Below are 25,548 nucleotides of genomic sequence, written 5' to 3'. Positions count from 1 at the left end.
TTCCGGTATGGCATCATGGCGCCAACGATAATGATGTTGGAGACAGGCCATGACGCGTAGCTACTCGAACTGGTTCGTGCGTGCGCGGCTAAAGACGCGGCAGTTGCTGCTGCTGGCCGCGATGGAGGAAGAAGGCAACGTGCGGCGCGCCGCCGACGTGCTGGGCATGACGCAGCCGGCGGCTTCGCGGCTCCTCAAGGAACTGGAGGACATGCTGGGCGTGAGCCTCTTCGACCGCACGCCGCACGGCATGCACGCGACGCTGTACGGCGAGGTGATGATCCGTCATGCGCGCATGGTGCTCTCGAATCTGAGCCACGCACACGACGAAATCTCGGCGCTGCGCGCGGGACTCGCCGGGCAGGTGCGCATCGGCGTGATCGCGGCGGCGGCGGCCACGATGGTGCCGCGCGCGATCGCGAGCGTGAAGGAGCGTTATCCGCAATTGCAGATCTGGGCGGAAGTCGAAACGTCGGACGTGATGTTGCCGCGGCTCGCCGAAGGCGAACTCGACATCATGATCGGCCGGGTGCTCGAGCGGCAAAATCAGTTCAAGACCGAAGTCCGCTACGAACCGCTCGCCGACGAACCGCTGTGCGTGGTCGCGCGGCCGGGCCATCCGCTGGAAAACGAGAGCGGGCTGACGCTGCGGGGAATCGTCAACGCGAGCTGGGTGCTGCATCCGCCGGGCAGCGTGTTGCGGCATCGTTTCGATCTGATGTTTTCGCAGATCGGCCTGAATCCGCCGCAGAACGTGGTCAACACCAACAACTTTCTGGCGATTTCGAGCCTGCTGCTTCAGAGCGACATGTTGGCGGTTTTGCCGAACGAAGTGGCGGGCCAGTACCAACAGTACGGCGTGCTGAAGCGCCTGCCGATCGATTTGCCATGCAGGATGGACACTTTCGGTATCATCACGCGCCAGTCGCACCTGCTTTCGCCGGCCGCGTCGGTCGTGCTGGAAGCGCTGCGCGAGGCCGCGGGCGAGGTGTACGGCGCGCCGTCGGAGGCGGCCATGGTTCGATAAATGCTTCCTCCCTTCATGAGATGGCCGGCTGACGGCAGGGAGGGACGCAAAATGTACAACAAACACGGAAGACGGCAACGCGCCGTCGACGATTCATTTTCCGTTCGCTCCGGTGGGGCGAGCGTCTGGTTTAGCAACGGCATGGCTCTCAAATCGACGATTTACAAGGCGGAACTGCAGATCGCCAACATGGACCGGCACTATTACGCCGACCATTCGCTCACCATCGCGCGTCATCCGTCCGAAACCGACGAGCGCATGATGGTCCGCGTCGCCGCGTTCGCGCTCTTCGCGCAGGAACGGCTCGAATTCTGCAAGGGTTTATCGGATGTCGACGAACCGGATCTCTGGCAAAAGGACCTGACCGGCGCGATCGAAACGTGGATCGAAGTCGGCCAGCCCGACGAGCGGCGCATCGCCAAGGCGAGCGGCCGTTCAAACGAGGTGATTGTGATTGCCTACGGCGGCCGGACTTCGGACATCTGGTGGCAGGGCGTGCGCAACAAGGTCGAGCGCATGCGCAATGTGACGGTGTGGTCGCTCGGCGAAAACATCGCGGCCGAACTCGGCTCGCTCGCGGAGCGCACGATGCGGCTGCAATGCACCGTGCAGGACGGCGAAGCGTGGCTCGGCAGCGCTGAAGCCGACGCCGTGAAAATCGAGTGGACGGTGTTGAAGGCGCCCGCGAACACCTGACTTTGCGCCGGCCCGGCCGCCCGCGACGCGAGGTTCAGAGCGACGTCACGCGCGCCGCTTCGGGCGGTCCTTTGAGCTCGACCATGTTGCCCTCGGGGTCGAACAGATACAGCGACGGCCCGTAGCCGTCCGCGCCATAACGCACGCCTTCTTCGCCGAGCCGCGCGCCTTGGGCGGCCAGGTGCGCCTTGAGCGCCTCGGCGTCGAACGGCTCGACGCGCAGACAGAGATGATCCATATTGCGTCCCGCGCCGGGCGTGCCGTTTTCCGGGCGATCGATCTTCGCGCCCACCTGCAGCAGGTCGATCAGCGAGCGCCCCGCACGCAACTGCGTGAGCCCCAGTTCGCGCTGCTCTTTTTCGACGCTGCAACCGAGCACGTCGCAGTAAAAGCGCGCCATCGACGCAACGTCGGTCGCCCGAATCACAACATGGTCGATCTCGCGAATATGAATCTTCATATTGAGCGCCTCCCGTGGCCGATTTATTAAACGGAGAACAGCCAGTTTATGGGAAAGCGGGGCGGGTGTTGACGGGCTAGATACCGAGCAGCGTCGGCCGGCACGCAAAACGTATAGACGAAAAAAAGCCCGCTCTATGTGGAGCGGGCTGAATCCATATCAGGAGGAGACATGGAGGAGACAGGTACTAATATACACATGCGCTTGGTGCGACGCAATAACTTTTTAGGGGAAAACCCGACATCGTGCAAAATTGTCGCACCTGGAGGCAAAACGAGCCGTCAGATGACGCCGAGCGGCGCCGGCCGGGCGTCTGCCGGCTACGAGGAAGCGCAATGACAGAGCAAGAACCGGAGCGTAGTGTGTCGGGATGCGGCCTACATTGGTGAGCATCGACAGCACCCATCCGGGACCATCATGAACCGCACCCATCAACCCGCCGAGACCGACACGACCGCCCGCACCGCCGCCTGGCATTCCGACGACGAACGGTGGGAAGCCGTCGCCCGTCGCGATCCGCTCGCGGACGGCGCTTTCTTCTACGGCGTGAAGACGACGGGCGTGTTCTGCCGTCCGTCCTGCGCATCGCGCCAGCCGCGCCGCGAGAACGTCGCGTTTTTCGCCGATGCCGCCGCGGCCCGCGCCGCCGGCTTTCGCGATTGCAAGCGCTGTCAGCCGGGCGGCTTGCCGCGCGAACTCGACATCGTGAACCGCGCGTGCGCGGCGCTCGACGCCGATCCGCAGCAACGTCTCACGCTCGCGCAATTGAGCGACGCCGTGCACCTGAGCCCGTTCCACCTTCAGCGCCTGTTCAAGCGGGTCGTCGGCGTGTCGCCGCGCCAGTATCAGGCTGCGCGGCGCGGCGCCGCGTTGCGCGATGCGCTCAAGCGCGGCGCCGACGTCACGCGCGCCACGCTCGACGCCGGCTTCAACTCGCCTTCGCGGATGTACGAGAGCGCGTCGGCGGAACTGGGCATGGCACCGTCCGAATATCGCCGCAAGGGCGCCGGGCTGACCGTGCGCTACGCCAGCGCGCCGACCTCGCTCGGCTTCGTGCTGGTGGCCGCGACAGCCAAGGGCATCTGCAAGATCGGTTTCGGCGACGACGCCGCTTTGCTCGTCGACGAACTGCGCGGCGAATTCGCCAATGCCGATCTGCTGGAGGACGCCGAGCGGCTCGAGCCGTTCGTCGCGCAGATCGACGCCTATTTGCGCGGCACGCGTCAGCATTTCGACCTTCCGCTCGATATCGCCGCGACGGCCTTCCGCCAGCGCGTGTGGGACGCGCTGCGGCACATTCCCTACGGCGAGACGCGCAGCTACACGGAGATCGCCGAAGCCGTCGGCGCGCCGCGCGCCGTGCGCGCGGTCGCGAGCGCCTGCGCGACGAATCCGGTTGCGCTTGCCATTCCGTGTCATCGCGTCGTGCAAAAGGGCGGGGCGCTTGCCGGCTATCGTTGGGGCTTGCCGCGCAAAGCCGCGCTGCTCGACAACGAGGCGCAGCACGCGCACCGCGTTTCCGCCGACGAAACCGCCCGCCCCGAAACGACGCCTGTTCAACCCCTCGCCACCAAACTGGACCACGCCGCGTGAGCACGCTCGACGACGTTGCAACTCTTGAACTCCCGTACAAAGCGCCGTTCGACTGGCGGCGCCTGCTGCGCTTTTTCAGCGGACGCGCGACGCCCGGCGTCGAGACCGTCGAAGACGGCGCGTATCGCCGCGCGATCGAATGGGCCGGCGACAGCGGCACGCTCAGCGTGCGCGAGCATCCGCGCAAGCGCTGTCTGGTGGCGAACATCGAAGGCCCGGTGAGCCGTCACGCCGACGCGCTCGCCGCGCCGATTGCAAAGATGTTCGATCTGCACGCCGATCCGAAGAAGATCGGCGCCGCGCTCGCCGCGGACCCCTGGCTTGCGCCGCTGATCGACGCGGCGCCCGGCTTGCGCGTGCCCGGTGCGTGGTCGGGCTTCGAACTGGTGGTGCGCGCGATTGTCGGCCAGCAAATCAGCGTGAAGGGGGCGACCACTATCATCGGACGATTGGTGCAGCGGGCGGGCGAGCGTATCGAAGGGCATCCGCATGACAACACGGCGTGGCGTTTTCCGACGCCCCAAGCGCTGGCAGCCGTCGACCTCGCGCAAATCGGCATGCCGGGCAAGCGCGTGGCCGCGCTGCAAGGCTTCGCGCGCGCGGTCGCGACGGGCGATGTGCCGCTCGACAGCGCCACGGCGGACGCAAGCGAACTGCGCGCGGCCTTGCTCGCGCTGCCGGGCATCGGCCCCTGGACGGTCGAGTATGTCGCGATGCGCGCGTGGCGCGACCCCGACGCCTGGCCCGCGTGGGATCTCGTGCTGATGCAGTCGATCTGCGCGCGCGATCCGTCGTTGGTGCGGCCCACGCAGCAGCGCACGCGCACCGACGCTTGGCGCCCGTGGCGCGCTTATGCGGCGATGCATCTGTGGAACGAGGTGGCGGATCGGGCCGGGGCCGCGCGCGGCGGTTAGTGCTGCGCGAGCTAGTCGTCTAAGGCGAAGATGGCGACACGCCATGCCGTGTCGCCACGCTCACTAAAAAAACGCGGCTGCAATGGCCACAATAACCTGGAATCCGTGTGGCCAAATCCGCGAATCCGGCGTGAAAACAGACCGGCCAACAGACGCCCCGGCGGCCTGCAATCGCCCGCCGAAGCGGCCTCAAGCAGGCGCGGTGGCGAGATGTTAAAGTGCCCGCTACTGAAAATTCCGCCGAACGTTGTCAACCGCAACATGCTGCCCGCGAGCAGCCAGGCGGCACATGGCGGCCGACAACGCCCGACTCGCATCAATGCCAAACACGACCTCATCCCGCACGACCGACGCGTTCCTGCACCGCCTGTCCGTGCTGACTTCAGGGCCGCAGCGCGACGCGCTGCTACGCGGCCTGCGCGGCATCGAAAGAGAAAGCCTGCGCGTGACGCACGAGGGCCAGCTCGCGTTGACGCCGCATCCGCGCGCGCTCGGTTCGGCGCTCACGCATCCTTCGCTGACCACCGACTATTCCGAAGCGCTAATCGAACTGATCACGCCGGCCGAGCACGACGTCGCGCTCACGCTCGAGAAGCTCGACACGCTGCATCGTTTCGTCTACGCGAACCTCGGCGACGAGATTCTGTGGAACAACTCCATGCCGGGTCTGCTGCCCGACACCGATGAAGGCATCCCGATCGCGGATTACGGCTCGTCGAACATCGGCAAGCTGAAGTACGTGTACCGCATCGGCCTTGCGCTGCGCTACGGGCGCACGATGCAATGCATCGCGGGCATTCACTACAACTATTCGCTGAACGAAGAAGTGTGGCGGCTGTTGCACGCCGAGCAGCAATCCACCGCGAACGCGGTCGATTTTCAGTCCGACCGTTACCTTTCGCTGATCCGCAATTTCCGCCGCACGAACTGGCTGCTGATGTACCTGTTCGGCGCGTCGCCCGCGCTCGACCGCCGCTTCTTGCGCGAGCGCAAACATACGCTCGAAACCTTCGACGCCGACACGTTGTATCGCCCGTATGCGACGAGCCTGCGCATGAGCGATCTCGGCTACTCGAACACCACCGCGCAAGCCGCGCTGCACGCCGACTACGACACGCTGCCCGGTTATCTCGACGCGCTCGCGAAGGCCGTCAGCCAGCCGTATCCGGCGTATGAGGCCATCGGCACGCAGCGCGACGGCGAGTGGGTGCAGATCAACACGAACGTATTGCAGATCGAAAACGAGTTTTATTCGACGATCCGTCCGAAGCGCGTCACGTATCCCGGCGAACGGCCGCTGCATGCGCTCGCCGCGCGCGGCGTGCAATATGTCGAAGTGCGCTGCATGGACATCGATCCCTTCGAGCCGGTCGGTATTTCGCTCGAAACGTCGCGCTTTCTCGACGCCTATCTGCTCGTGTGTGCGCTCGACGACAGCGCGCCGCTGCCGCCGCCCGCCTATTGCGAGGCGAACCAGAACTTCGCGCGCGTGACGACCGAAGGGCGCAAGCCCGGCCTCGAACTCACGCGCGACGGGCAGACCATCGCGATGACTGAATGGGCCGACGAACTGTTCGTCAAGATCGAAGCGGCCGCCGCCGCGCTCGACGCGCTCAACGGCGGCGACGCGCATGCGCGCTCGGTTGCGGTTCAGCGCGCGAAGCTGGCGGATGCGTCGCTGACGCCGTCCGCACGCGTATTGCAGACCATGCGCGAGAAGCAGCAGAGCTTCCTCGAATTCGGTCTTGAACAGAGCGAAGCGCATGCGGCGCACTTCCGCGCGCGTCCCCTGCCTGCGGACGTGGCGAAGGAGTTTGAGGAGCTGGCCGCGCAATCGCTGGAGGAGCAGGCGAAACTCGAACGCGAAGAAGTGGGCTCGTTCGATGCGTTCGTCGCCGCTTATCGGGCTTATACGTTGAACCGCTTCAGCGTGTGAGCGAAGCGGGTGCCGCATCGGCACGCATCGGTAAATTGTCCACGCATTTGCACGTTTCTCTGATCTGAAGGAAACACCCTCTACACGACGCGGTCCAAACTGATAGGACACGCTAACAAGAGGGAGGATCAACGTGATGAAGCAACGTCTGTTGTCCGTACTGTGCGTTACCGGGGCTGCCGTTGCCGCGACGGCATGCTCTACGCAGGGACAAGTCGATCCCGACGTCATGCAGATCGCCACCACGCCGCTGACCTGTTCGAGCAAGGCCGAGTGCGACCTCTGGTGGCAGCGCGCGCAAACGTGGGTCGCGAATAACTCGAAGTACAAGATCGAAGCCGCGACCAGCACGCTGATCCAGACCGCCGGCCCGGACGGCGGCAAGCGCGCGCTCGCCTACCAGATCACCCGCACGCAGAATCCGGACGGCACCGCGACGATCGGCTTCGCCGCGCATTGTGACGGCTCGCTCGGCTGCAAGCCGAACCCGTGGGAAGCGGGCGCGGACTTCAAGCAATATGTGCGCGGCACGCCGGCAGGCACACAGGGAACCGATGCCAAGCCGGCGCAGCCCGCTTCCGCCGCAGCGCATCCCGCCCTGCATCCCGATATGCAGCAAGGACAGTCGGTCACGCCATCCACTGGCGAAGCCGTGAGTCAGTGAGCGACGCGTTGCGCGCAGCTCAATGCCCCATCGACGGACCGACGCCTTTGCGCGGCTTCGTGATCCACACGAGCACGGCAAGCACGAGGAAGCCCGCGCACGAAATGCGGAAGAAGTCGTTGGTGGCCAGCATATAAGCCTGCGCGGTCACCACCTGGTTGAGCTGCGCCGTGATGCTGTCGCCGGAAAGGCCGGCGCCGGCCAGCGCACTGGTGTACGCGTTCGTGTTCGCCGTGTAGACGTTGACGTTATCGACCAGCATCGCGTGATGGCGGATCGTGTCGTTCTCCCAATACGTCGTGCTGATCGCGGTGCCGATTGCGCCGGACAAGGTCCGGAAAAAGTTGGACAAGCCCGAAGCGCTCGCGAGCCGGTCGTCCGACACGCTCGAGAGCGTGATGGTCGTCATCGGCACGAAGAAGCAGGCCACGCCGATGCCTTGCACGAGGCGCGGCCAGATCACGTGATTGAACGGCACGTCGAGCGTAAAGGTGGAGTTCCAGAACGACACGAACGCAAACACGATGAACGCGAAGCTCGCGATCACGCGCAGATTCAGCCGGTGCATGTTCTTGCCGATCATCGGCGAGAGGAACAGCGCGAGGATGCCGACCGGCGCGGTGGCGAGACCGGCGAGGCCCGCCGTGTAACCCATCACCGTTTGCAGCCACAGCGGAAAAATCACCACCGAGCCGAAGAACGCCATGAAGCCGAACGAGATGATCAGCACGCCGAGCGCGAAATTGCGGTCCTTAAAGAGCGATAAATCGACGACCGGCTCTTTCTCGGTCATCTCCCAGACGAGCATGAACGCAATCGAAATCACCGCGATCACCGCGAGCGTCACGATGAACGTGGAGTTGAACCAGTCGCGGTCCTTGCCGAGGTCGAGCACCATCTGGAGACACGCCACGCCGATCACGAGCAGCGAAAGGCCGATTGCGTCGATACGCTGCTGCGTGGTTTTGGTTTCGCGCCCGCGCAACAGCACGAACGCGCAGGCCGCGGAGAAAAGGCCGATCGGCACGTTGATGTAGAAGATCCACGGCCAGGTGTAGTTGTCCGTGATGTAGCCGCCCATCACCGGGCCGAAGATCGGCGCGCAGATCACGGTCATCGCCCATAGTCCCAACGCGAGCCCGCGTTTCTCGGGCGGATACGAGCGCATCAGAATGGTTTGCGACAGCGGGACCATCGGGCCGGACACAAGCCCTTGCACGAGCCGGAACAGGATCAGCGACTCGAAGTTATGCGCGAAGCCGCACAGCGCTGAGGCGATCGTGAAGAGCAGAACGGACAGCGTGAAGAGCCGCACTTCGCCGACGCGCCGCGCGAGCCAGCCCGTCAACGGAACGGCAATCGCCGAAGCCACCGAATACGACGAGATCACCCATGTGCCCTGACTCGTCGCCACGCCGAGGCTGCCGGAGATGGTCGGCACGGCGACGTTGGCAATCGACGTGTCCAGCACTTCCATGAACGTGCCGAGCGCGAGCCCGACGGTCAGCAGCGCGAGCGCGCCGCCTTTGAGCGGCGCCGGTTCGGCCGCGGGTGGTCTCGCGGGCTGGTGTGCAGGTTGAGCTGCGGGTTCGTCAGCGTTGGAAGCCGTAGCGGCCATGTGTTGTTCTCCTCAGCGCGGAAGTGTGTCGTGCCTGGCTTGTCGCGTTTCTCTGGGCATTTGCATGCTGCATCACACTCTGCCCAGACAGATATTGTTTTACAACTGCGCCCCTAGAAGGCGCTCTGCGATTAATGCTCGCCCTTCTCCGGCGATGAATCGTCGGCCGTTGCGTCGCCGGGCGGCTCAGCCTCCGCACACAAGCCGCAGCCTGCGCTCGTCCCCGGGTCGATACCGTTGGCGATGAAACGGCTAAGCAGCTCGATCAGCGTCGCGAGGTCCGCGTCCGAGAAGCCGCGCAACTGCTCGTTCAGCACGGCCGCGCCGATGCCGGGCAACTGCTGCGCCGCTTCATGCCCTTGCGGCGTCAACTCCAGCTTGACCATCCGACGATCGGCGTCGCTACGCGTGCGCTGCAAAAAGCCTTTCTTTTCAAGGCGGTCCAGCAGACGGGTCATCGAGCCGCTGTCATAGGACATCACGCGCGACAACTCGAACGGCGTGTTCGCGCGCCCGGCAGCGAGCAACAGGATCACGCCGATCTGCTGCGCCGTCAGCCCCAGCGGCTTGACCGCGCGGTCGGTGCGCTCGACCAGCACGTTGCGCGCTTTCGACAGGTAATAGCCGAGACTCGTATCGAGCCGGATCTCGTCCGCTTTGTAGGGGCCGTCAGTCATTTGGGTACAGGGACATTGCAGCAGACGCACATTCTGGACACGCGCGACACCGAAAAACAACAACGCGGCCGCGCATCGCGCACAGTATCTTGAAATTTACTTGCATAGTCAATATTATATTAAGCAACGAGTTACGCGATCCGCGCCACCCGAGACTATGTTCTGACCGCTTTTTTTGTCCGCCGCCAGGCCGGCGTGACCCAAGGATGTCCCTCCCATGCTGTACCTGAAAAATACCCTCGGCGGCCTCAGCCGCTCTCTGACCGATTCCGCTTTGCACAGCTTCCAGGGCCCGCATCGCTGGTGGAAGCTCGCGTTGTTCGCCGTGCTGTTCGTGCTGCCCGGCGGATCGGTGGGAGTCGCGGTGTTGGCGTGGTTCGAGCATCGTCGGGCGCGCAAGAGTTTGAAGGGCATCGCGGACATCAAAGCTGCGAAGGGCGGGTCGGTGGACAGCGCGGCGGCGCTCGCGAACGCGGCAAGCGTGTCAGGCGTTAAGAGCGCGGCACCTGTCATCGCCCACGGCGCGGCAAGCGCCTGCCAGTCGCGCGGCGAAGCACCGTGCCGGGCCGCAGCCGGCAAGCTCGCGCGCAAGACGACATCGACGGAATCGCGGATCGATTCGCGCACCGACGCCCGCGTCTGAACGGCAGCCAGTAACGGCGCGTAACCTTCGCGACACCGTCAGTAACACACCTTCGTCGCTGCCCGCATTAACCTTTCTGTTTCCCGCGCCCAGCGGGCTCATACGCTAACATGCCGGCACATCGTAGGCCGGCGCCGTCCGTCATTGGCGGCGTCGTGGCGTCCAGAAGGAAAAATGCATGCAGTCTGACCGAACCTCGTCCGCGCGGACCTATGCGCCTCGCGTCCTGACCCTAGCCGTCGCGCTGGCCGCCGCGGGCCTCGTCGCCGCCTGCGCGGTCGGCCCCGACTACCAGCGCCCCGCCGCCGAGATTCCGGCTTCATACAAGGAAGCCGCGCCCGGCTGGAAGGTCGCGCAACCGGCGGATCACGAGGACCGCGGCGCGTGGTGGACGATCTATCAGGACCCGCAACTCGATGCGCTCGAAGACAAGCTGAACGCCGCCAATCAGACCATCGCGCAATTTGCGGCCGCCTATCGGCAGGCCCGCGCGCTGGTCGGCGAGGCGCGCGCGGCGTACTTCCCGACCCTCGGTTTGTCGGCGGGCGCGACGCGCTCGGGCAGCGGTGCTTCGTCGAGTGCGCGATCGACGAGCGTCAGCCGCTCGGGCGTCAGCAACAGCTACGACCTGCAACTCGACGCTAGCTGGGAGCCCGACCTGTGGGGCTCCGTGGGCCGCTCGGTGAATGCGCAGAAGGCCGGCCAGCAAGGCGCCGCGGCCGATCTGGCGAACGCGCGGCTGTCCGCGCAGGCCACGCTCGCGCAGACGTATTTCGCGCTGCGCGCGCTCGACGCAAATCAGAAACTGCTGGACGAAACCGTCGCCGCCTATCAGCGCTCGCTGCAACTCACGCAGAACCAGTACGCCGCGGGCGTGGCCGCGCGTTCGGATGTGATCCAGGCGCAAACGCAACTGCAATCGGCGCAGGCATCCGCGATCGACAACGGCGTGCAGCGCGCGCAGGACGAACACGCGATCGCGGTGCTCGTCGGCGAACCGGCCTCCACCTTCTCGATCCCGCCGATGCCGCTCACCGCCACGCCGCCCGCCGTGCCCGCGCAAATGCCGTCGGCACTGCTGGAGCGGCGGCCGGACATCGCTTCCGCCGAGCGCAAGGCTGCGGCGGCCAACGAGCAGATCGGCATCGCCATCGCCGCGTTCTTTCCGTCGCTGACCTTGTCGGCGAGCGGCGGCTTCGAAAGCTCGGTGTTCTCGCAATTGCTGACGGCGCCGTCGCGCTTCTGGACGGTCGGCCCGCAACTCGCGGCGACGCTCTTCGACGCGGGCCTGCGCCGCGCCCAAACCGAAGCAGCGCGCGCCGCGTATGACCAGAACGTCGCCACCTATCGTCAGACGGTGCTGACGGCGTTTCAGGACGTCGAAGACAATCTCGCGTCCCAGCGCATCCTCGAACGGGAAATCGTGGTGCAGCAGCAGGCGGTGGAGTCGGCGCGCCAGGCGCTTGCCATCGTGACGAACGAATACAAGGCGGGCACGGTCGGTTATGTCAACGTGCTGACCGCGCAGACCACGGCGTTCACGGCCGAGCAGAAGCTGCAAACCATCGCGGGGCAGCGGATGGTGTCGTCGGTGGGACTGGTGAAGGCGCTGGGCGGCGGCTGGGATGTATCGCAAATGAACCGGGAAACGGGTGGGGTGGCGGCGCCGGAGCCGGCGTCGGCGGCGGCATCGGCGGCGACGCCTGTCGCGCAGGGAGGAGTTGCGCAGACGGCGACGTCCGCGCAGATGCAAGCGCAAAGCAAATAGGCAAGCGAGCAGGGCGCACCGCGCCGTGCAGCGTTCAGATGCGAAGGAGGCATGACGGGCCAACGAAACCCGTCATGCCTTTTTTGCATCTAGCGCTGTACGAGCCGCCGCGGGTCCGACTGGACATGCGAGCGGCAACGACGTCCGTGTGCCGTTCGCTGCTAATTCGAAGTGCCGCACGGCGGCTTTGTCAGCACCCGCGCCGCGCATCCGCGGCTCTAGCCCGAGTTGCGAGCGACAACCTTGACCGGTCTCGTTTTGCCGCCAGATCAAACGCGTCGCTCCGCGCGTTGCAGCATCCGCGCCACGCATCGGCGGGTCCAGCTCGACGTCCGAGCGACGACGTTGTCTGCCGTCGAACTCGACGTGCGAGCGACAACCTTGACCGGTCTCGTTTTGCCGCTAGATCAAACGCGCTGCTCCGCGCGTTGCAGCATCCGCGCCACGCATCGGCGGGTCCAGCTCGACGTCCGAGCGACGACATTGACCAGTCTTGTTTTGTCGCTAGCTCGAAACGCCGCACCGCGGCTTTATCAGCATCCGCGCGTCCGCGCGTCAAACTAACGCGCGAGCGGCAGCAACGCGACGACCGCATCCCCTTTTGCCGCGACCTCAAAGGCTCGGCGCGGCGGGCCTATCACCACCCCCGCCCCACCCACCTCAATGCACGAACGACAACGCAACCGTGTCCGGTCCGCTCGGTCGTCCGAGCAGGTTCAACAGCCCCGCGAGATTGTCGCGTGCCTCGGGCGCCGATGTCGCCGTGCCATGAAACGACGTCGAAGCCGGCGACACGACGCCACGTCCGTTCAGCATCAGCGGCCCCTTGACGGTTCGCAGCTCGAGCGTCGACGACGCCCCTTCCGCCTGAAACACCAACTGATACGAGCCGAGCGGCTTCACCGGCGAGACACGCGAACTCACGTCGTTCAGCGCGACCGTCAACTGGCCGAACGCCTGACGGTTGAAACTGCGCCAGTCGGACCACGAGAGCCGCACGTCGCCCTGTAGATCCAGCGTATTGAACGGCGCGCCGAGACCGCTCAGCAGCGAGGCCGGCACCGCGATCGCGCCGGGCGTCACATTTGCGCTGCGCGGCGTGGCGTCGACGGTGATCGGCTCCGGCATCGCCTCGCTCTGCCGCATGGTCATGCGCACGCGGCCCGTGAAGAGCGGCCAGAAAGCCGTGCGCCATTCGATGCGTCCAGGCAGCAGCGTCGCGGCGCTCATATCGGAGCCCGCGGCGAGCATCAGCGTGGCGGAGCCGTGCCACAGCGAACCGGCCGGGTCGACGAGGTTAACGTGCCCGCCGCTCTGACGGGCGAATTGCGGCGTGATCCAGGCGGCCGGCAACATCGCGAGCATCACTGCCGCGCTGGAAAACACCGCGACCACGAGCCAGGGCAGCGCGGCGCGCAGGCGCCGCATCCAGTAAGTCATGCGAGATCCCGTGGCAGCGCGCTCATTTCGCCGTCGATGGCTGCAACGACGCCGTCACGTCCACCTGGCCGTCTTCTTTCAGCGCGGTCACGTGCGCTTCGGCGACCTGCACTTTGAACTGGCGGCGCACGTCGTCGACCCAACCCGTCCACACGGGAAACGACGCGTTCTTCATCTGCACCTGCACCGCGTTGCCGATCACCTGAACCTGCGTGGCCGCTAGGCCATGATCGGCAAGCGACGCGGACAGCGCGTCCTTCAGCGCGCCGCCGGTCGGCGCCACGCCCTGAGCGGCGCCGGAAAGCTGACGCGCTTCGTTGGCCTGCGCCGTCATCTGCGCGAGTTGGCGCTGCAAGGTGGGCAGCGATTGACGCAGACGCGCGCGCCCCTCCTGCGCCGGCGCCCACAGCACCGACCACGCGATCACCACCGCGAGCACGCCGCCGCCCCACGTCAGCAGACCCTTTTCGCGGTCGGTCCGCTGCTCCCAGAAGCCTGCCCAGGTTTGCGCGAGTTGAGCTTTCATTGTCCGTTCCTGATGGTCCACTTGCCGGTATTGCTGTCGATCGCGCCATTCAGTCCGTTGCGCGCGAGGCGCGCGGCGAAATCGGGATCGAGCTTCACCTCCGGCTTAAAGGTCACGTCGAGCCGCCGGTCGTGATAATCGAGCGCGGCAATGCCGTTGACGGGCACGGGCGGCAGCGCGCGCGCGAGACGATCGGCGATGGAGAGGAAGTCGTCCGGGGAAAGCTCGCCCGCCGCCACACGCAACTGCTGCAACTGACGCGACATCTGATCGGGCGCATCGAGCACGACCGTCGTCTTCGGGAACGCGTTGAGCAGCAGTTCGGTCATCTGCGTGTTGATCGCGTCGCGCTGGCGCGACAGCATCAGCCACTGCACATTCGCGCCGATGATCGCGACCAGCAGCGCGCCGACCGCGAGCAGCACCGGCAGGCGCAGGCGGCGCAGCGTCGCGCGGTCGAGCCGCCACGGCTGCGACGCGAATTCGAACTGGCACAGATCGAAGCGGCACGCGAGCGCGCGCCGCGCGAGTTGCTCGAACGGCAGCGGACTCGCGCCGTGCACATGCGCGGCAAGCCGCGCCGGGCTGCTCGCGCCGAGACTCGGCTCGTTGCCAGGCACTTCGGTGAGCATATAGAGCGACACGGGCATCGCGCCGGCGAGCGCCGCGAGCGTCGCGTTGACCGCGTTCGCCGGCACTGCGAGCCCTTCGCCTTGCGCGCCGCGCGCAATCGCCAGTTCGACGCGCGGCGTGCCGGTTTCGACAGCGCCTTCCAGCAGCAGTGCCGGCGCGGTTTGAACGACTGCGCCGAGCACCGCCGCGACCATCGGCATGGCTCCAGTTGCGGCGTCGGACAATGTATCAGCCGCGCTTGCCACCGGCGCGGCATCGCGGCGTGGCGAAGCGTCGGCGCCCGCCAATGCTGGCTCGGCCGCGCTCACCGTTTCGGCAACGTCGACCGGCGCCGCGGATAACCGCGCCTCCGGCAGACAGCGTGTAACCGGCACCGCGCGCAAACTGCGGTGCCCAGCAGCGGAAAACGCTTCGTAGATAAAGCGGAACCACCCTCGGTCGATGATCGCCAGCACTTGCCGTCCGCCCGCCGCCGGTTGCGGGTCCACGGCGATATGGCAGGTTTGCGGGTCCTGGATCAGCTGATCCTCGACGATGTTCGGCAGCGCCTGGCGCAGCTTCGGACCGCGCAGCGGCGGCAGCGTGGCCGGCATCATCAGGAGGTCGCGCGCGGCGACCATCAGCACCGTCGACGTCGCGCGCGGCAACAGCGCAAGCGCCGAACGCCCGGCGCGCTGCGTGCGTCCCGACTTGTCGAGCAGCACGAACGGCAAGTCCGGCAACTGCCATTCCTGCGACGGCACCGCCGGATCACGCGGCGGCAATAAGACGATCAGCGTGCTCAAAGGCCACTCTCTCTGGGAAAGGCGTTGTTCATAGTTGGTCTTGCACCCGCACGATACGCGTAGTGTGAGTCAAAGCATCGCGATAGACGAGCGTCGTGCGGTCGACTTCGGCGCGCTCGTGCTGCACGCGGCCATGAATAAGGAAGTAGTTCGTGTTGACGTCGAACTGGTTTGGATCGATCGAAGTCTGCTGCACGCCCGCGCCGCGCAACGCGAGCGTCACGTCGCCGGCGTTATGGAAAAACACGGTCTGCCGCCGCGCGACGAACGCCTGCGCGGAAGACAGATTCATGCCCGGCACAACGGCCGCAATCACTTCCGCGGGCGCCGTGTTCATGTTGATCGCCGACACGGTCGGCAGCACAGTCACGAAGGGCCGCAAGCGCGCGACCATCTCCGGCGTGTAGCCGGGAATGTCGAGCAGCGAATCGACGCTCGTCATTTGCAGCGGTGCGTGCGCGGCGCTGTCCTCGCCGTCTTCGATGCCCGGTTTGTCCGTGAAGCCGCCGCCTGTTGCGCCACCTGCGGCGCCGCCGTGGATCGCCGGCGTCGACGGCGTGCCGGACGTCGATGTGACGGTCTGAAAGCGCGTCGCCGATTGCATCAGGCTCGCGCGCACCTGGACCGCGGTGTTCTTCGCGAGCTGGCTGTTCACGCCGAGCGAAACCAGCAGCCGCTGATACGCGCCGATCTGCTCCACGTCGAGTTGCATGACGCCGGGCGCCGGGCTCGCGACCAGATTGCGCAGATTGAATTTGGCCTGAGCGTCTTCGATGGAACCCGACAGGTAAGTCGCGGCGCCTTGCTGCGCGCGCACCTCGCCGATCTGACCGAGGAAGTCGGAAAGCCGCGTCTTCGCGATGGGCACGCCCCACACGCCGCCGAGATACGTGATGCCCGCGGACGTATCGCCTTCGGAGCGAAGAATCAGACGCGTCCAGTCGAGCGCGCCGCGCGCAACCCATTGCGCCTGCGCGAGCAGACGCTGGTTCTCGATCCGGCGGATCTGCACTTGCTGACGCCACAACATGCCGGAGACGAGAATCGCCGAGAGCGCAACGACGAGCAACGCGCTGATGATGGCCGCGCCGCGCTGGTGGGTGCGGTGGGCGTGGCGTGAGTTAAGCGCGCCGCGCGTTCCGCGCATAACACGGGTCGAGCGTCCCGCGCTGAAGGAGAACAATCTCATCTCATTCCCCAATCAAAAAAACGCGCGTGATGGGCCGTGCGAGCGACTTCGCGCCCACGCTCACTTCGAGCCCCGTCACCGAGCGCGGCAGCGGAGCATTGCCAAGCTGCGGCACCTTGAGATTGTTGTCGGCCTCGGTGATCGCGCCTTGCACGTCCTTCATCTGCGTGGTCCAGCCGACGCGCGGCACATAGAGCCGCGCCGAAATTGCGCCGACGCCGCCCATCAACGGCACGGCCGACCAGCCTTCGCCTTCGCTGCCGCGCGACGCCGCGCGCAGATCGCCGACGCTGGCAAGCGGCGGCGACGCATAGCGGATCACGCGACCTTCGGTGACGCGGTAACGCACGACCTGCAAGCGCGGCGCGGAGCCGGGCAAGCTCATCTGCCGCACGATCTGCAATGCGCCGCCGAGGAGCGACACCGCCGGCTGACCGGATTCGTCGTCGGAAGCGGCCTGACGCGCGTCGATGCGCATCTGGTCGAACAGTTGCGCGAACACGCGCTCGTCTTCCATCGCGTTCGTGATGGTCTGCCGGCCGCGGATGATCTGGTCGAGCCCGCGCCACGACAGCACCGCGATCACCGCCATGATCGCAATCGCGACGAGCAGTTCGATCAGCGTGAAGCCATGCACGCCCGCGCGAGAGCGGCGGTGGCCGGTGCGCTCGCGGCGGCGCTCAGAGCGAACGATTCGTTTCATTCGCGACCACCGTGACCATCTGGGCGAGATTGCCGGAGCGCCCGGGCATCGTCACCATCACTTCCACGCGACGAAACACCGGATTCGGCGTCGCCGACACTTGCTCGGTACAGATCAACTGCAAATTTCCTTGCGAGCAATCGAAACTCGTCGAGCCGACATTCGGCCATGCATGCGTGAGGCGCAATTGCGCGAGCGTGTTATCCGCGCTCCAGCCGGCCAGCAAGCGCCGATGAAGATCGGCCTCGCCGGTCGCGAGTGAGCCGACCGCGCGCAGCGATGCGGCAAGCGCGACCGCGATGATCGCGAGCGCGACCAGCACTTCGATCATCGTGAAACCGCGCTCGCGGTGGACGGCCCGGCGAGCCGCCGTGCTGCTGCTTCTGCTTCTGCTACTGCTGCTGCTGCTGCTGCGATGGCGCATGTCAGTGCACCTCGTATCGGCCATTGCCGGTGCCGACGATCGTCGCGCTGCCCGCCGCGGAAAACAGCGTGACGCGCACGGGCACGTCGATCGCCTCGGTGCCGAACACGACGCGATTCGCCTTCGAATTCGATCCCGGATAGTCGATCGTCACGCCGCTCACGCCGCCTTCCCACTGACGCGGCTTGAGCAGATCGTCGCGCAACGGACGCCAGCCGTCCTCGGTGCGCAAGTCGAAACGAAAGCCGCCGTCGAACGGTTGCCACGCGATCGGGCGCGCGCGCACCTGCGCTTCGTCGCCGGCCGATTCGAACAGCAGCGCGAGACGCTGCGCTTCCTCGTTCAGATCGGTGCGCGGATTGCGCGTCATCGTCAACGCGGTCAGAGAGACCAGCAAGCCTGCAATCACCAGCACCACCATCATTTCCAGCAGCGTGAAACCTGCCTGATGCCGGCGCAGGCCGCGCGCGCGCAACGCCGCGCCCGCCGCGCGGGGCGGTGGGTTCGTTGCGACACGTGCGTTGCTATCGTCTATTGCCACGAGCCCACGTCGGCGTCATTGCCTTCGCCGCCTGCCTTGCCGTCCGCGCCGTAGCTGAAGACGTCGATTTCGCCGTGCACGCCGGGGTTCAGATATTGATAGCCGTTGCCCCAAGGATCGTTCGGCAAACGTTCCAGATAGCCGCCGTCTTTCCAGTTGTTCGGCACGGGGTCCGTCGCGGGCTTTTCGATCAGCGCGCGCAGACCTTGCTCCTGCGTCGGATAACGGCCGTTGTCCAAACGATAAAGCTTGAGCGCCTGCATCACAGTGCCGATGTCCTGCTTCGCGGCGACGCGCCGCGCTTCGTCGGGACGGCTCATGATTTTCGGCACGATCAACGCGGCCAGGATGCCGAGAATCGCGATCACGACCATGATTTCGATCAGCGTAAAACCGCGTTGACGACGGCTGCGCGAACCCGCAATTGCTGTGCGGCGAATGGTCGACAGTTGCATAGCTTGCTACCTCATTTCAGGTGAATTATCGACTGGGCGGACTCGGTGCTCTGGCACTCGCGGTGCCATTGAACGTGCCCGGCCGGTCATTTTAATGTCATGCAGTTGAAGGGTTTCAACCCAACGCAATTTTCACAATAGTCCGTACAATGTGCGCATGAACGCACTCCAAATCCGCCTTCTGTCGCTCGCGCTCTTCGCCGTGTTCTGCGCGACGCTGACCTACTGGACCATCACACTCACCGCGATGTCCGGTGCGCCGGTGCCCGCAGCCGCCGCGCACGCGCAGGTCTCGACCGATCAGGCCGCCACGCTGTTCGGCGGACAGCTCACGCGCACGGTCAACCAGGACGTGCATCTGTTCGGCATTCTCGCGCTGACCCAAGGCGCCGCGGCCATCGTCAGCGTGGGCGGCGAGCCGCCGCGTGCGGTGTCGCTCGGCAGCACGCTGATGCAAGGCGCCAAACTCTCCGAAGTCCGCGCCCGCTCCATCGTGATCGACCGCAATGGCGCGCATTCCGAAGTGTTTCTGCCGGCCAACGCCGCGGGTCCTACTATCTACGTGCGTTAAGCCTGGTCGCCAGGTTCAGCAATCACGCCGCCGCGCAATCGCGCCGCGGCATTCCACGCCTCACTGCACCAGATTATTCAACTCGATGATCGGCAGCATCACCGCCAGTACGATCACCAGCACCACGCCGCCCATCGCCAGAATCAGCAGCGGCTCCAGCAGACTCGTCAGGAACATCGTGCGGCGCTCGAGCTCGCGCGCTTCGCCGTCGGCGGCACGGTCGAGCATCGTCGTGACGTCGCCGGTCGCTTCGCCGGAACGGATCAGGTGAACCAGCACCGGCGGGAACGTCTTCGTATTGCCGAGCGCGCGTGACAGCGACGTGCCTTCACGCACGCGCACGATCGCATCGTCAATGTTGCCGCGCATCGCCGTGTTGCTGAGCGTTTCAGCGGCGGCTTGCAGCGCACGCAGAATCGGCACGCCGGCCGCCGTCAGAATGCCGAGCGTGCTCGCGAAGCGCACGGTGTTGTAGCCGCGCACGAGTTTGCCGAGCAGCGGCGCGGTGAGCAGCCACCGGTCGAACGCGAAGCGCGGGCCCGCTTGCCTGAGCGTCGAACGCACCACATAGAACAGCACCGCGACCGCGATCAGCACAGCCCACCACCAGTTCCGCACGAAGCCGGAGAGCGCCATCATCATGATCGTGAGGAAGGGCAGTTGCTGCTTGGTGCTCGCGAACACGTTGACCACCTGCGGCACGACATAGCTCAGCAAAAACGTGACGATGCCAAACGCGATGATCGTGACGATCGTCGGGTAAGTGAACGCCAGCACGATCTTCTGCTTAAGCGCGTTGCGTTGCTCGATGTAGTCCGCAAGCCGCGACAGCACAAGGCCGAGCTTGCCGGTATGTTCGCCGGCCGCGACCAGCGCGCGATAGATCTCCGGAAAGTCTTTCGGATGCTGCGTGAGCGCATTCGCGAGCGAATGGCCGCCGAGCACTTCGGCGCGAATCGCCGCCATCAATTCGCGGATGTAGTCGCGCTCCGACTGCTCGGTCAAAACCGCAAGCGCTTCGTCGAGCGGCAAGCCGGCAATCAGCAGGCTCGCCAGTTGCCGCGTGAGAATGGCCTGCTCGCGCTGCGACAGCCGCCGTCCCAACGAAAGACGCTGATTGCGCTCGCCGCGCGTGCGCGTGGCGGCCGGCTCGACGACGAGCGGCGTGAGTCCTTGCGAACGCAGATTGGTGCGGGCGCCGCGCGCGCTGTCCGCGTCGAGCACGCCTTTTTGCGCCTTGCCCGCCGCGTCGATCGCTTCGAAACGAAATGCCGGCATGCGCTTAAGCTCCGCCCGTCACGCGAATCACTTCTTCAAGCGACGTCAGCCCGGAAGCGAGCCAGCGATCCGCGTCCTCGCGCAGTGTGCGCATGCCTTGCGCGCGGCCGGCCGTGAGAATTTCGGCGTCCGATGCATTGCGGTGAATCAGCGCGCGGATTTCGTCGTCGATAAGCAGCAGTTCATACACGCCGCGCCGGCCCGCATAGCCCGATTGACCGCACTTGTCGCAGCCGACCGGATGCCAATGCACGCGCCCGTCTTCCTCGACGCGCTTTTCGCGGCATACCGGGCACAGCCGCCGCACGAGCCGCTGCGCCAGCACACCGAGCAGCGACGACGCCAGCAGATACGGCTCGACGCCCATGTCCGTCAGACGCGTGACGGCCGAGGCGGCGTCGTTGGTATGCAACGTCGCGAGCACGAGGTGGCCGGTGAGCGAAGCCTGCACGGCGATCTGCGCGGTTTCGAGGTCGCGGATTTCACCGATCATGATGATGTCCGGGTCCTGCCGCAGAATCGAGCGCAGCGCGCGCGCGAAGGTCATGCCGATCCGCTCGTTGACCTGCGTCTGGCCGATGCCCGACAGGTCGTATTCGATCGGGTCTTCGACCGTCATGATGTTGGTGGTCGCGGTTTCAAGCCGCGACATCGACGCATACAGCGTGGTCGTCTTGCCCGAGCCCGTCGGGCCCGTCACGAGCACGATGCCGTGCGGCCGGCCGATCAGCTTGTCGAACTTGACGAGCGTGTCCGCGCCCATGCCGAGCGCTTCGAGATTCAGGCGCGACGCGTCTTTTTCCAGCAGACGCAGCACGGCTCGCTCGCCGTGACCTGTCGGCAGCGTGGACACACGCACGTCGACCGGACGGCCGCCCACGCGCAGCGTGATGCGGCCATCTTGCGGCAGACGTTTCTCGGCAATGTCGAGCTGCGCCATGATCTTGATCCGCGAAATCAGCGCGCCATGCAGCGCTTTTTTTGGACGCACGACATCGCGCAGGGTGCCGTCGACGCGAAAACGCACCACAGAAGAAGTCTCGAACGGCTCGATGTGAATATCCGACGCGTGCTCGCGCGCGGCCTGCGTGAGCAGCGCGTTGATCATGCGGATGATCGGCGCGTCGTCTTCCGATTCCAGAAGGTCTTCCACTTCGGGAATGTCCTGCATCAGTCGCGAGAGGTCGACTTCGCCTTCCACTTCGCCGACCACCTGAGCCGCGCTGCCGTCCTGGCGCGCGTAAGCCTGGTTGATCGCCTGCGCGAGTTCGTCGGCGGGAAGACGCACCACCGACACCGCGCCGAAGTTGCGTGCGACTTCGGCGAGCGCGGCCTCGCTGGTGCGCTCGCTGATCCAGACTTCGAGGCTGTCGGCGTGCTGATGCGCGACCAGAATCTGGCCGCTGCGCGCGAAGCCGTACGGCACGAGCCGCGCGGCAATCGCCGACGGCGCCGCGCGTTCGGCGTGGTCCGCATGCTCTGTCATCGCCGCCGAGGCAATCTCGGCGGCTCGCGACGATGCCGGCGACGTTGAGGCTGACGGCGGCATGGACGGCGTACTCACGGCTTGGCTCCTGGCGATACGGTGGACGGTGCGACCGGCACCGGATTACTTTGCACAGCGCCGTTCGTGGCGGGCGGCGTTGTCGGCGCGGCCGAGCCCGGCTGAGTTTGCGGCTGCGGCGGCTGCATCTGCTGACGGCGCATCTGGTCGAGGTCGAACAGATTCAACGTCGAACCGCCCTGGCTCGGGCCGACCGGTTTCGGCGGAACCACCGGATCGTCGTTGTCCTTCATCAGATTGTTGTCCTGACGATACGCGCCCTGCACACCTTGAATATAGTCGTAGCGATTCGACGTGACAGCCTGCGCGGTATCGCGATCGCCGATGATGACCGGGCGCAGGAACACCATCAGGTTCGTCTTGTTGCGGTTCTTCTGCTCGGAACGGAACAACTGACCGATCCACGGGATGTCGCCAAGCAGCGGCACCTTGCTGTTGCTGACCTGGTAGTTGTCCTGCATCAGGCCGCCGAGCACGATGATTTCGCCGTTGTCGGCGAGCACGGTCGACTGGATCGAGCGCTTGGTGAACTGCGGGCCGGCCGGGTTGGTCGTCGCGTTGGTCGTGCCGTTCACGATGGCGGAATCTTCAGTGTAAAGCTGAAGCTTGAGGATGCCGCCGTCGGTGATTTGCGGTTTGACGTGCAGCGTCAGGCCGACATCCACGCGGTCGTACGTGTTGAACGCCGAGCTCGCGTTGCCGCTCGTCAGATTCGAATACGAACCGGTCTGAATCGGTATGTTAGTACCGACGACGATCTTCGCTTCCTCGTTGTCGAGCGTGATCAGGTTAGGCGTGGACAGCACGTTGGCGTCCGCGGTCTGCGACAGCGCCTGAAGCAACGCGCCGAGTCCCTGCACGCCGAACATGTTGTGAATCCAGCCGACGTTCAAGCCCTGCTGGATACCCGAGCCGAGCGCGTTCGCGAGACCGCCGGTCGCGCCAGCCGCGCCCGCTGTTGCGGCCGCAGCCGTCAGGTTGATGATGCTGTTGCTCGAACCCGTGGCGAGGTTCGTGCCGGCAAAAATCGAGTTGTTCGCGACCTGCCATTGAATGCCGAGATTGCCGCTCGTGTTCGAGTTCAGCTCGACGATGAGCGCCTCGATGTAGACCTGCGCGCGGCGCGCGTCGAGCTGGTCGATCACCGCGCGCAGATTGCGGTAAACCGGCTCCGACGCTGTGATGATCAGCGAGTTCGTCGCCGAGTCCGCCTGGATCATGCCGCCCGGCTGATTGTCCTCGTTCTTGTCCTTGTCGCCGCCGAGCAGGCCGCCGGATTGACCGCCGCCGTTCGCGCCGTAGCCGCCCGCGCCGCCGCCGCCACCCATCGGCGAGGACAACGAACTGTTGTTCAGTCCGCCCGACGGCAGCGGCGGGGTGCCCGAAGTGCCCGTCGAATTGTTGCCGCCAATTCCGCCACCGCCGCCATTCTGGTTGAACGCGTTGGCCTCGTTGCCGCCGCCCGCCGAGCCGCCTTCGCCGCCCTTGCCGAGCATGCCGCGCAAGGTCTTCGCGAGCTTGCTTGCCTCGGCGTTGCGCAGCGGCACGACGTGCATGTTGCCCGGCATGCTGGTCGGCGCGTCGAGTTCGCGCGCGAGCGTTCTCGCGGCGGCCAGACGCGCGCCGTTCGACGCGCGGATGAGCAGCGAGTTCGTGCGCGGGTCGGCGGTGATCGACACTTTCAGCGTGGCGTCCGTGCTGCCGATCGCGCCCGGGTCGAGCATCTTGTTCAGTTGCGTGGCAATGTCGAGCGCGTTTGCATTCTTCAGTTGTACGACGGACACCGACTGACCGGCCGCCGTATCCACACCGGCGATGATCTGCGCGATACGGCGCACGTTGTCCGCGTAGTCGGTGACGACAATCGTGTTGTTGGCCGGATAAGCGGCCACGGTATTGTTCGGCGAGATCAGCGGCCGCAGCACCGGCAACAGGTTATTCGCCGATTCGTTCTTCAGCACGAACACTTGCGTGACCACCTGGTCGCCGCGCGCGCTCGGCGAATTGCCAACGTAGGTCGGCACGCCTTGCAGTTTGGCGTCGGCCTCGGGCACGACTTTCAGTACGCCGTGATCCTGGACGAGCGCGAAGCCCTGCATGCGCAACGCGGATTGCAACGTCTTCAGCGCCTGATCCTCGGGCACCGCGTTTTCCGACACGAGATTCAACTGACCTTTGACTCGTGGGTCGACGATGATTGTCTTGCCGGTCGCCGCGCCGATCGCCTTCGCGACCTGGTCGATATCGGCGTTGACGAAGTTCAATGTCACCTGCGCCTGTGCGGTCTGCGCAGTGATCAAGCCAGCCAACAACAACGCCGTTGCGACGCGACGCAAAGCCATACGATTTCTTCTCATGGAATGTAATGTCGATGCCGGCAGCGCAGGCCGCCGGCGGTCATGCAGCGCGGACAGGGGAGCAAACCGCCGGTCGGTCGGTCTGCCGGCGGGCCAGGTGGGCGAAAGCCGCCCTAAAATGCTGGCCATCCGATGTCCGAAAAGAAGGAACAGTAACAGTTTTTCATGTCGGATTTGTCACAAAAGGAAAGCCTCAGTGAGTTTCCCTAGACGTTCGGGCCCGCTCGGCGGGCCTTGAAAGCGAAAGCACTGCGGACTGAAAGCGGCAAGAAAACCTAGTGTTTCCGCGCTCTTATGTCTGTTAGCCAACTTGACGGGTCACGGCCTGCCGGTATCATACGAGCCGTTAAAGCCGTCGGATCGCCGTTGCGAACACGGGTTTTCCCGCATCTTCCGTCAATGCCCCGGCCAGATTGCGCTTACCGGCTAGTCCCGGCTGAACAATGGCTGATACGAGCCCTTACGATCCCTTACCCTTGCGGTCTGCCCCAGTCGTCTTGACCGATGAAACGAAGCTTCGTCACCTTTCTGGCAGGAATTACCATCTTGGCTTCGGCCGGGACGGCACGCGCCGATTGCTTCGACGAAGCCGCGAAATATCAGAAAGTGAACCCGCTGATTCTGCGTGCGATCGCCTGGCAGGAGTCGCATAACCGTCCGGACGCGCAGCACAAAAATGCAAACGGCTCGACCGACTACGGCGTAATGCAGATCAACTCGATTCATCTGCCCACGCTCGCGCAATACGGGATCTCGCAAGGCACGCTGATGGAGCCGTGCAAGAACGTGTACATCGCCGCGTGGCATCTGCGCCGGCAGATGAACAAGTACGGCAATACATGGCAAGCCATCGGCGCGTATCACTCCGAGACGCCCGCACTGCGCGACAAGTACGCTCAACAAATCGCCGCGATTCTACGCAAGTGGAACCTGATGCCGGCGTCACGCTGATCGACCGCTCGCCGTTTCCGATTTGATGCACAATGCGGCTTCGTGCTGCCGCCGGCGCTCGAGCGTCCGCTGGACCGCGGCTAGACTCGCGCAGCAATGCGGCGCCCGGCACGCCTTCCAATCCTCCCGATTTCC

At 65.3% G+C, this 25,548-nt stretch carries 24 protein-coding genes; 10 read left to right on the top strand and 14 right to left on the bottom strand.

What is annotated here, in order from left to right:
• Positions 1-49: 49 nt before the first annotated feature.
• Positions 50-1,027 carry a LysR family transcriptional regulator gene (locus tag P0D87_RS09050; RefSeq protein WP_006050620.1) on the top strand — a complete coding sequence of 326 codons (978 nt, stop codon included), beginning with the start codon at positions 50-52 and terminating at the stop codon, positions 1,025-1,027.
• 141 nt (positions 1,028-1,168) lie between these two features.
• Entirely contained in the window at positions 1,169-1,723 is a 555-nt protein-coding gene (locus P0D87_RS09045; RefSeq protein WP_029971182.1) for a YaeQ family protein, read from the top strand.
• Between the two features lie 34 nt (positions 1,724-1,757).
• Here the strand turns inward: P0D87_RS09045 and P0D87_RS09040 are convergent, their stop codons facing one another.
• Positions 1,758-2,183, bottom strand: a complete 426-nt coding sequence (locus P0D87_RS09040; RefSeq protein WP_053858926.1) for a VOC family protein — start codon at positions 2,181-2,183, stop codon at positions 1,758-1,760.
• 417 nt (positions 2,184-2,600) lie between these two features.
• On the opposite strand from P0D87_RS09040, the gene ada reads away from it, so the two are divergent.
• From ada to P0D87_RS09020, 4 genes are all read left to right on the top strand, one after another.
• Positions 2,601-3,776 carry a bifunctional DNA-binding transcriptional regulator/O6-methylguanine-DNA methyltransferase Ada gene (ada, locus tag P0D87_RS09035; RefSeq protein ID WP_029971184.1) on the top strand — a complete coding sequence of 392 codons (1,176 nt, stop codon included), beginning with the start codon at positions 2,601-2,603 and terminating at the stop codon, positions 3,774-3,776.
• Positions 3,773-4,690, top strand: coding sequence for a DNA-3-methyladenine glycosylase family protein (locus tag P0D87_RS09030; protein WP_053858925.1), 918 nt, complete (start codon positions 3,773-3,775; stop codon positions 4,688-4,690). Before ada ends, P0D87_RS09030 begins: the two co-directional genes overlap by 4 nt.
• Positions 4,691-5,009: 319 nt before the next feature.
• Entirely contained in the window at positions 5,010-6,626 is a 1,617-nt protein-coding gene (gene gshA / locus P0D87_RS09025) for a glutamate--cysteine ligase (protein ID WP_053859105.1), read from the top strand.
• Positions 6,627-6,762: 136 nt separating this feature from the next.
• The gene (locus P0D87_RS09020; protein ID WP_053858924.1) at positions 6,763-7,290 is read left to right on the top strand and encodes a hypothetical protein; all 528 of its coding nucleotides are present in this window, start codon (positions 6,763-6,765) and stop codon (positions 7,288-7,290) included.
• Between the two features lie 19 nt (positions 7,291-7,309).
• Here P0D87_RS09020 and P0D87_RS09015 read toward each other — a convergent pair whose 3' ends face one another.
• Together P0D87_RS09015 and P0D87_RS09010 are read right to left on the bottom strand one after the other, a co-directional pair.
• Positions 7,310-8,908: a DHA2 family efflux MFS transporter permease subunit gene (locus P0D87_RS09015; protein WP_053858923.1), complete on the bottom strand. Its 1,599-nt coding sequence runs from the start codon at positions 8,906-8,908 to the stop codon at positions 7,310-7,312.
• 131 nt (positions 8,909-9,039) lie between these two features.
• Positions 9,040-9,585 (bottom strand): MarR family winged helix-turn-helix transcriptional regulator, encoded by a 546-nt coding sequence (locus P0D87_RS09010; protein ID WP_053858922.1) that lies wholly within the window; start codon positions 9,583-9,585, stop codon positions 9,040-9,042.
• A gap of 217 nt (positions 9,586-9,802) precedes the next feature.
• Here P0D87_RS09010 and P0D87_RS09005 point away from each other — a divergent pair, with 217 nt between their 5' ends.
• Together P0D87_RS09005 and P0D87_RS09000 are read left to right on the top strand one after the other, a co-directional pair.
• Positions 9,803-10,228 carry a hypothetical protein gene (locus P0D87_RS09005; RefSeq protein WP_053858921.1) on the top strand — a complete coding sequence of 142 codons (426 nt, stop codon included), beginning with the start codon at positions 9,803-9,805 and terminating at the stop codon, positions 10,226-10,228.
• Between the two features lie 178 nt (positions 10,229-10,406).
• Positions 10,407-11,996 (top strand): efflux transporter outer membrane subunit, encoded by a 1,590-nt coding sequence (locus tag P0D87_RS09000; RefSeq protein WP_408636790.1) that lies wholly within the window; start codon positions 10,407-10,409, stop codon positions 11,994-11,996.
• A 660-nt stretch (positions 11,997-12,656) separates the two neighbouring features.
• Here P0D87_RS09000 and P0D87_RS08995 read toward each other — a convergent pair.
• From P0D87_RS08995 to gspG, 8 genes are read right to left on the bottom strand one after another with little or no spacing between them, the layout of a single operon-like run.
• Positions 12,657-13,436 carry a type II secretion system protein N gene (locus tag P0D87_RS08995; RefSeq protein WP_006050797.1) on the bottom strand — a complete coding sequence of 260 codons (780 nt, stop codon included), beginning with the start codon at positions 13,434-13,436 and terminating at the stop codon, positions 12,657-12,659.
• A gap of 22 nt (positions 13,437-13,458) precedes the next feature.
• Complete coding sequence (locus tag P0D87_RS08990) at positions 13,459-13,962, bottom strand: type II secretion system protein M (RefSeq protein WP_006050798.1); 504 nt, start codon at positions 13,960-13,962, stop codon at positions 13,459-13,461.
• Complete coding sequence (gene gspL, locus P0D87_RS08985) at positions 13,959-15,380, bottom strand: type II secretion system protein GspL (protein WP_029971194.1); 1,422 nt, start codon at positions 15,378-15,380, stop codon at positions 13,959-13,961. Before gspL ends, P0D87_RS08990 begins: the two co-directional genes overlap by 4 nt.
• Before the next feature lie 28 nt (positions 15,381-15,408).
• Positions 15,409-16,527 carry a type II secretion system minor pseudopilin GspK gene (gene gspK / locus P0D87_RS08980; protein WP_053858919.1) on the bottom strand — a complete coding sequence of 373 codons (1,119 nt, stop codon included), beginning with the start codon at positions 16,525-16,527 and terminating at the stop codon, positions 15,409-15,411.
• A gap of 43 nt (positions 16,528-16,570) precedes the next feature.
• On the bottom strand, positions 16,571-17,272 hold the full coding sequence (locus P0D87_RS08975) for a PulJ/GspJ family protein (RefSeq protein WP_029971196.1): 702 nt from the start codon (positions 17,270-17,272) through the stop codon (positions 16,571-16,573).
• Entirely contained in the window at positions 17,250-17,696 is a 447-nt protein-coding gene (gene gspI, locus P0D87_RS08970; protein WP_053858918.1) for a type II secretion system minor pseudopilin GspI, read from the bottom strand. The genes P0D87_RS08975 and gspI overlap by 23 nt, the downstream gene beginning before the upstream one ends.
• A 1-nt stretch (position 17,697) precedes the next feature.
• Positions 17,698-18,237 (bottom strand): GspH/FimT family pseudopilin, encoded by a 540-nt coding sequence (locus tag P0D87_RS08965; protein ID WP_006050803.1) that lies wholly within the window; start codon positions 18,235-18,237, stop codon positions 17,698-17,700.
• Positions 18,228-18,692 carry a type II secretion system major pseudopilin GspG gene (gspG, locus tag P0D87_RS08960; protein WP_006050804.1) on the bottom strand — a complete coding sequence of 155 codons (465 nt, stop codon included), beginning with the start codon at positions 18,690-18,692 and terminating at the stop codon, positions 18,228-18,230. The genes P0D87_RS08965 and gspG overlap by 10 nt, the downstream gene beginning before the upstream one ends.
• Before the next feature lie 157 nt (positions 18,693-18,849).
• Here gspG and P0D87_RS08955 point away from each other — a divergent pair, with 157 nt between their 5' ends.
• On the top strand, positions 18,850-19,263 hold the full coding sequence (locus P0D87_RS08955) for a type II secretion system protein N (protein WP_006050805.1): 414 nt from the start codon (positions 18,850-18,852) through the stop codon (positions 19,261-19,263).
• A gap of 60 nt (positions 19,264-19,323) precedes the next feature.
• Here the strand turns inward: P0D87_RS08955 and gspF are convergent, their stop codons facing one another.
• From gspF to gspD, 3 genes are read right to left on the bottom strand one after another with little or no spacing between them, the layout of a single operon-like run.
• Positions 19,324-20,541, bottom strand: coding sequence for a type II secretion system inner membrane protein GspF (gene gspF / locus P0D87_RS08950; RefSeq protein ID WP_006050806.1), 1,218 nt, complete (start codon positions 20,539-20,541; stop codon positions 19,324-19,326).
• Between the two features lie 4 nt (positions 20,542-20,545).
• Complete coding sequence (gene gspE, locus P0D87_RS08945) at positions 20,546-22,105, bottom strand: type II secretion system ATPase GspE (RefSeq protein WP_053858917.1); 1,560 nt, start codon at positions 22,103-22,105, stop codon at positions 20,546-20,548.
• Positions 22,102-24,447 (bottom strand): type II secretion system secretin GspD, encoded by a 2,346-nt coding sequence (gene gspD, locus P0D87_RS08940; RefSeq protein WP_053858916.1) that lies wholly within the window; start codon positions 24,445-24,447, stop codon positions 22,102-22,104. Before gspD ends, gspE begins: the two co-directional genes overlap by 4 nt.
• 519 nt (positions 24,448-24,966) lie before the next feature.
• Here gspD and P0D87_RS08935 point away from each other — a divergent pair.
• Complete coding sequence (locus tag P0D87_RS08935) at positions 24,967-25,413, top strand: lytic transglycosylase domain-containing protein (RefSeq protein ID WP_006050809.1); 447 nt, start codon at positions 24,967-24,969, stop codon at positions 25,411-25,413.
• The last annotated feature ends 135 nt before the right edge of the window (positions 25,414-25,548 follow it).

This window comes from Paraburkholderia sp. RL17-368-BIF-A, assembly GCF_046054045.1.
Taxonomy (GTDB): Bacteria; Pseudomonadota; Gammaproteobacteria; order Burkholderiales; family Burkholderiaceae; genus Paraburkholderia; species Paraburkholderia graminis.
The sequence above is the reverse complement of the archived record's forward strand: the minus strand, read 5'-3'. Positions and strand labels throughout refer to the sequence as shown.

Excerpts from the sequence above, each read along its gene's own strand:
- gspK (WP_053858919.1), bottom strand. The coding sequence starts at position 16,527 with ATGCGCGGAACGCGCGGCGCGCTTAACTCACGCCACGCCCACCGCACC.
- P0D87_RS09045 (WP_029971182.1), top strand. The coding sequence starts at position 1,169 with ATGGCTCTCAAATCGACGATTTACAAGGCGGAACTGCAGATCGCCAAC.
- P0D87_RS08995 (WP_006050797.1), bottom strand. The coding sequence starts at position 13,436 with ATGACTTACTGGATGCGGCGCCTGCGCGCCGCGCTGCCCTGGCTCGTG.
- P0D87_RS09040 (WP_053858926.1), bottom strand. The coding sequence starts at position 2,183 with ATGAAGATTCATATTCGCGAGATCGACCATGTTGTGATTCGGGCGACC.
- P0D87_RS09000 (WP_408636790.1), top strand. The coding sequence starts at position 10,407 with ATGCAGTCTGACCGAACCTCGTCCGCGCGGACCTATGCGCCTCGCGTC.
- P0D87_RS08990 (WP_006050798.1), bottom strand. The coding sequence starts at position 13,962 with ATGAAAGCTCAACTCGCGCAAACCTGGGCAGGCTTCTGGGAGCAGCGG.
- P0D87_RS08975 (WP_029971196.1), bottom strand. The coding sequence starts at position 17,272 with ATGAAACGAATCGTTCGCTCTGAGCGCCGCCGCGAGCGCACCGGCCAC.
- P0D87_RS09010 (WP_053858922.1), bottom strand. The coding sequence starts at position 9,585 with ATGACTGACGGCCCCTACAAAGCGGACGAGATCCGGCTCGATACGAGT.
- gspG (WP_006050804.1), bottom strand. The coding sequence starts at position 18,692 with ATGCAACTGTCGACCATTCGCCGCACAGCAATTGCGGGTTCGCGCAGC.
- ada (WP_029971184.1), top strand. The coding sequence starts at position 2,601 with ATGAACCGCACCCATCAACCCGCCGAGACCGACACGACCGCCCGCACC.
- gspD (WP_053858916.1), bottom strand. The coding sequence starts at position 24,447 with ATGGCTTTGCGTCGCGTCGCAACGGCGTTGTTGTTGGCTGGCTTGATC.
- P0D87_RS08935 (WP_006050809.1), top strand. The coding sequence starts at position 24,967 with ATGAAACGAAGCTTCGTCACCTTTCTGGCAGGAATTACCATCTTGGCT.
- P0D87_RS09020 (WP_053858924.1), top strand. The coding sequence starts at position 6,763 with ATGAAGCAACGTCTGTTGTCCGTACTGTGCGTTACCGGGGCTGCCGTT.
- P0D87_RS09015 (WP_053858923.1), bottom strand. The coding sequence starts at position 8,908 with ATGGCCGCTACGGCTTCCAACGCTGACGAACCCGCAGCTCAACCTGCA.
- gspI (WP_053858918.1), bottom strand. The coding sequence starts at position 17,696 with ATGCGCCATCGCAGCAGCAGCAGCAGCAGTAGCAGAAGCAGAAGCAGC.
- gshA (WP_053859105.1), top strand. The coding sequence starts at position 5,010 with ATGCCAAACACGACCTCATCCCGCACGACCGACGCGTTCCTGCACCGC.
- P0D87_RS09050 (WP_006050620.1), top strand. The coding sequence starts at position 50 with ATGACGCGTAGCTACTCGAACTGGTTCGTGCGTGCGCGGCTAAAGACG.
- P0D87_RS09005 (WP_053858921.1), top strand. The coding sequence starts at position 9,803 with ATGCTGTACCTGAAAAATACCCTCGGCGGCCTCAGCCGCTCTCTGACC.
- P0D87_RS08955 (WP_006050805.1), top strand. The coding sequence starts at position 18,850 with ATGAACGCACTCCAAATCCGCCTTCTGTCGCTCGCGCTCTTCGCCGTG.
- gspF (WP_006050806.1), bottom strand. The coding sequence starts at position 20,541 with ATGCCGGCATTTCGTTTCGAAGCGATCGACGCGGCGGGCAAGGCGCAA.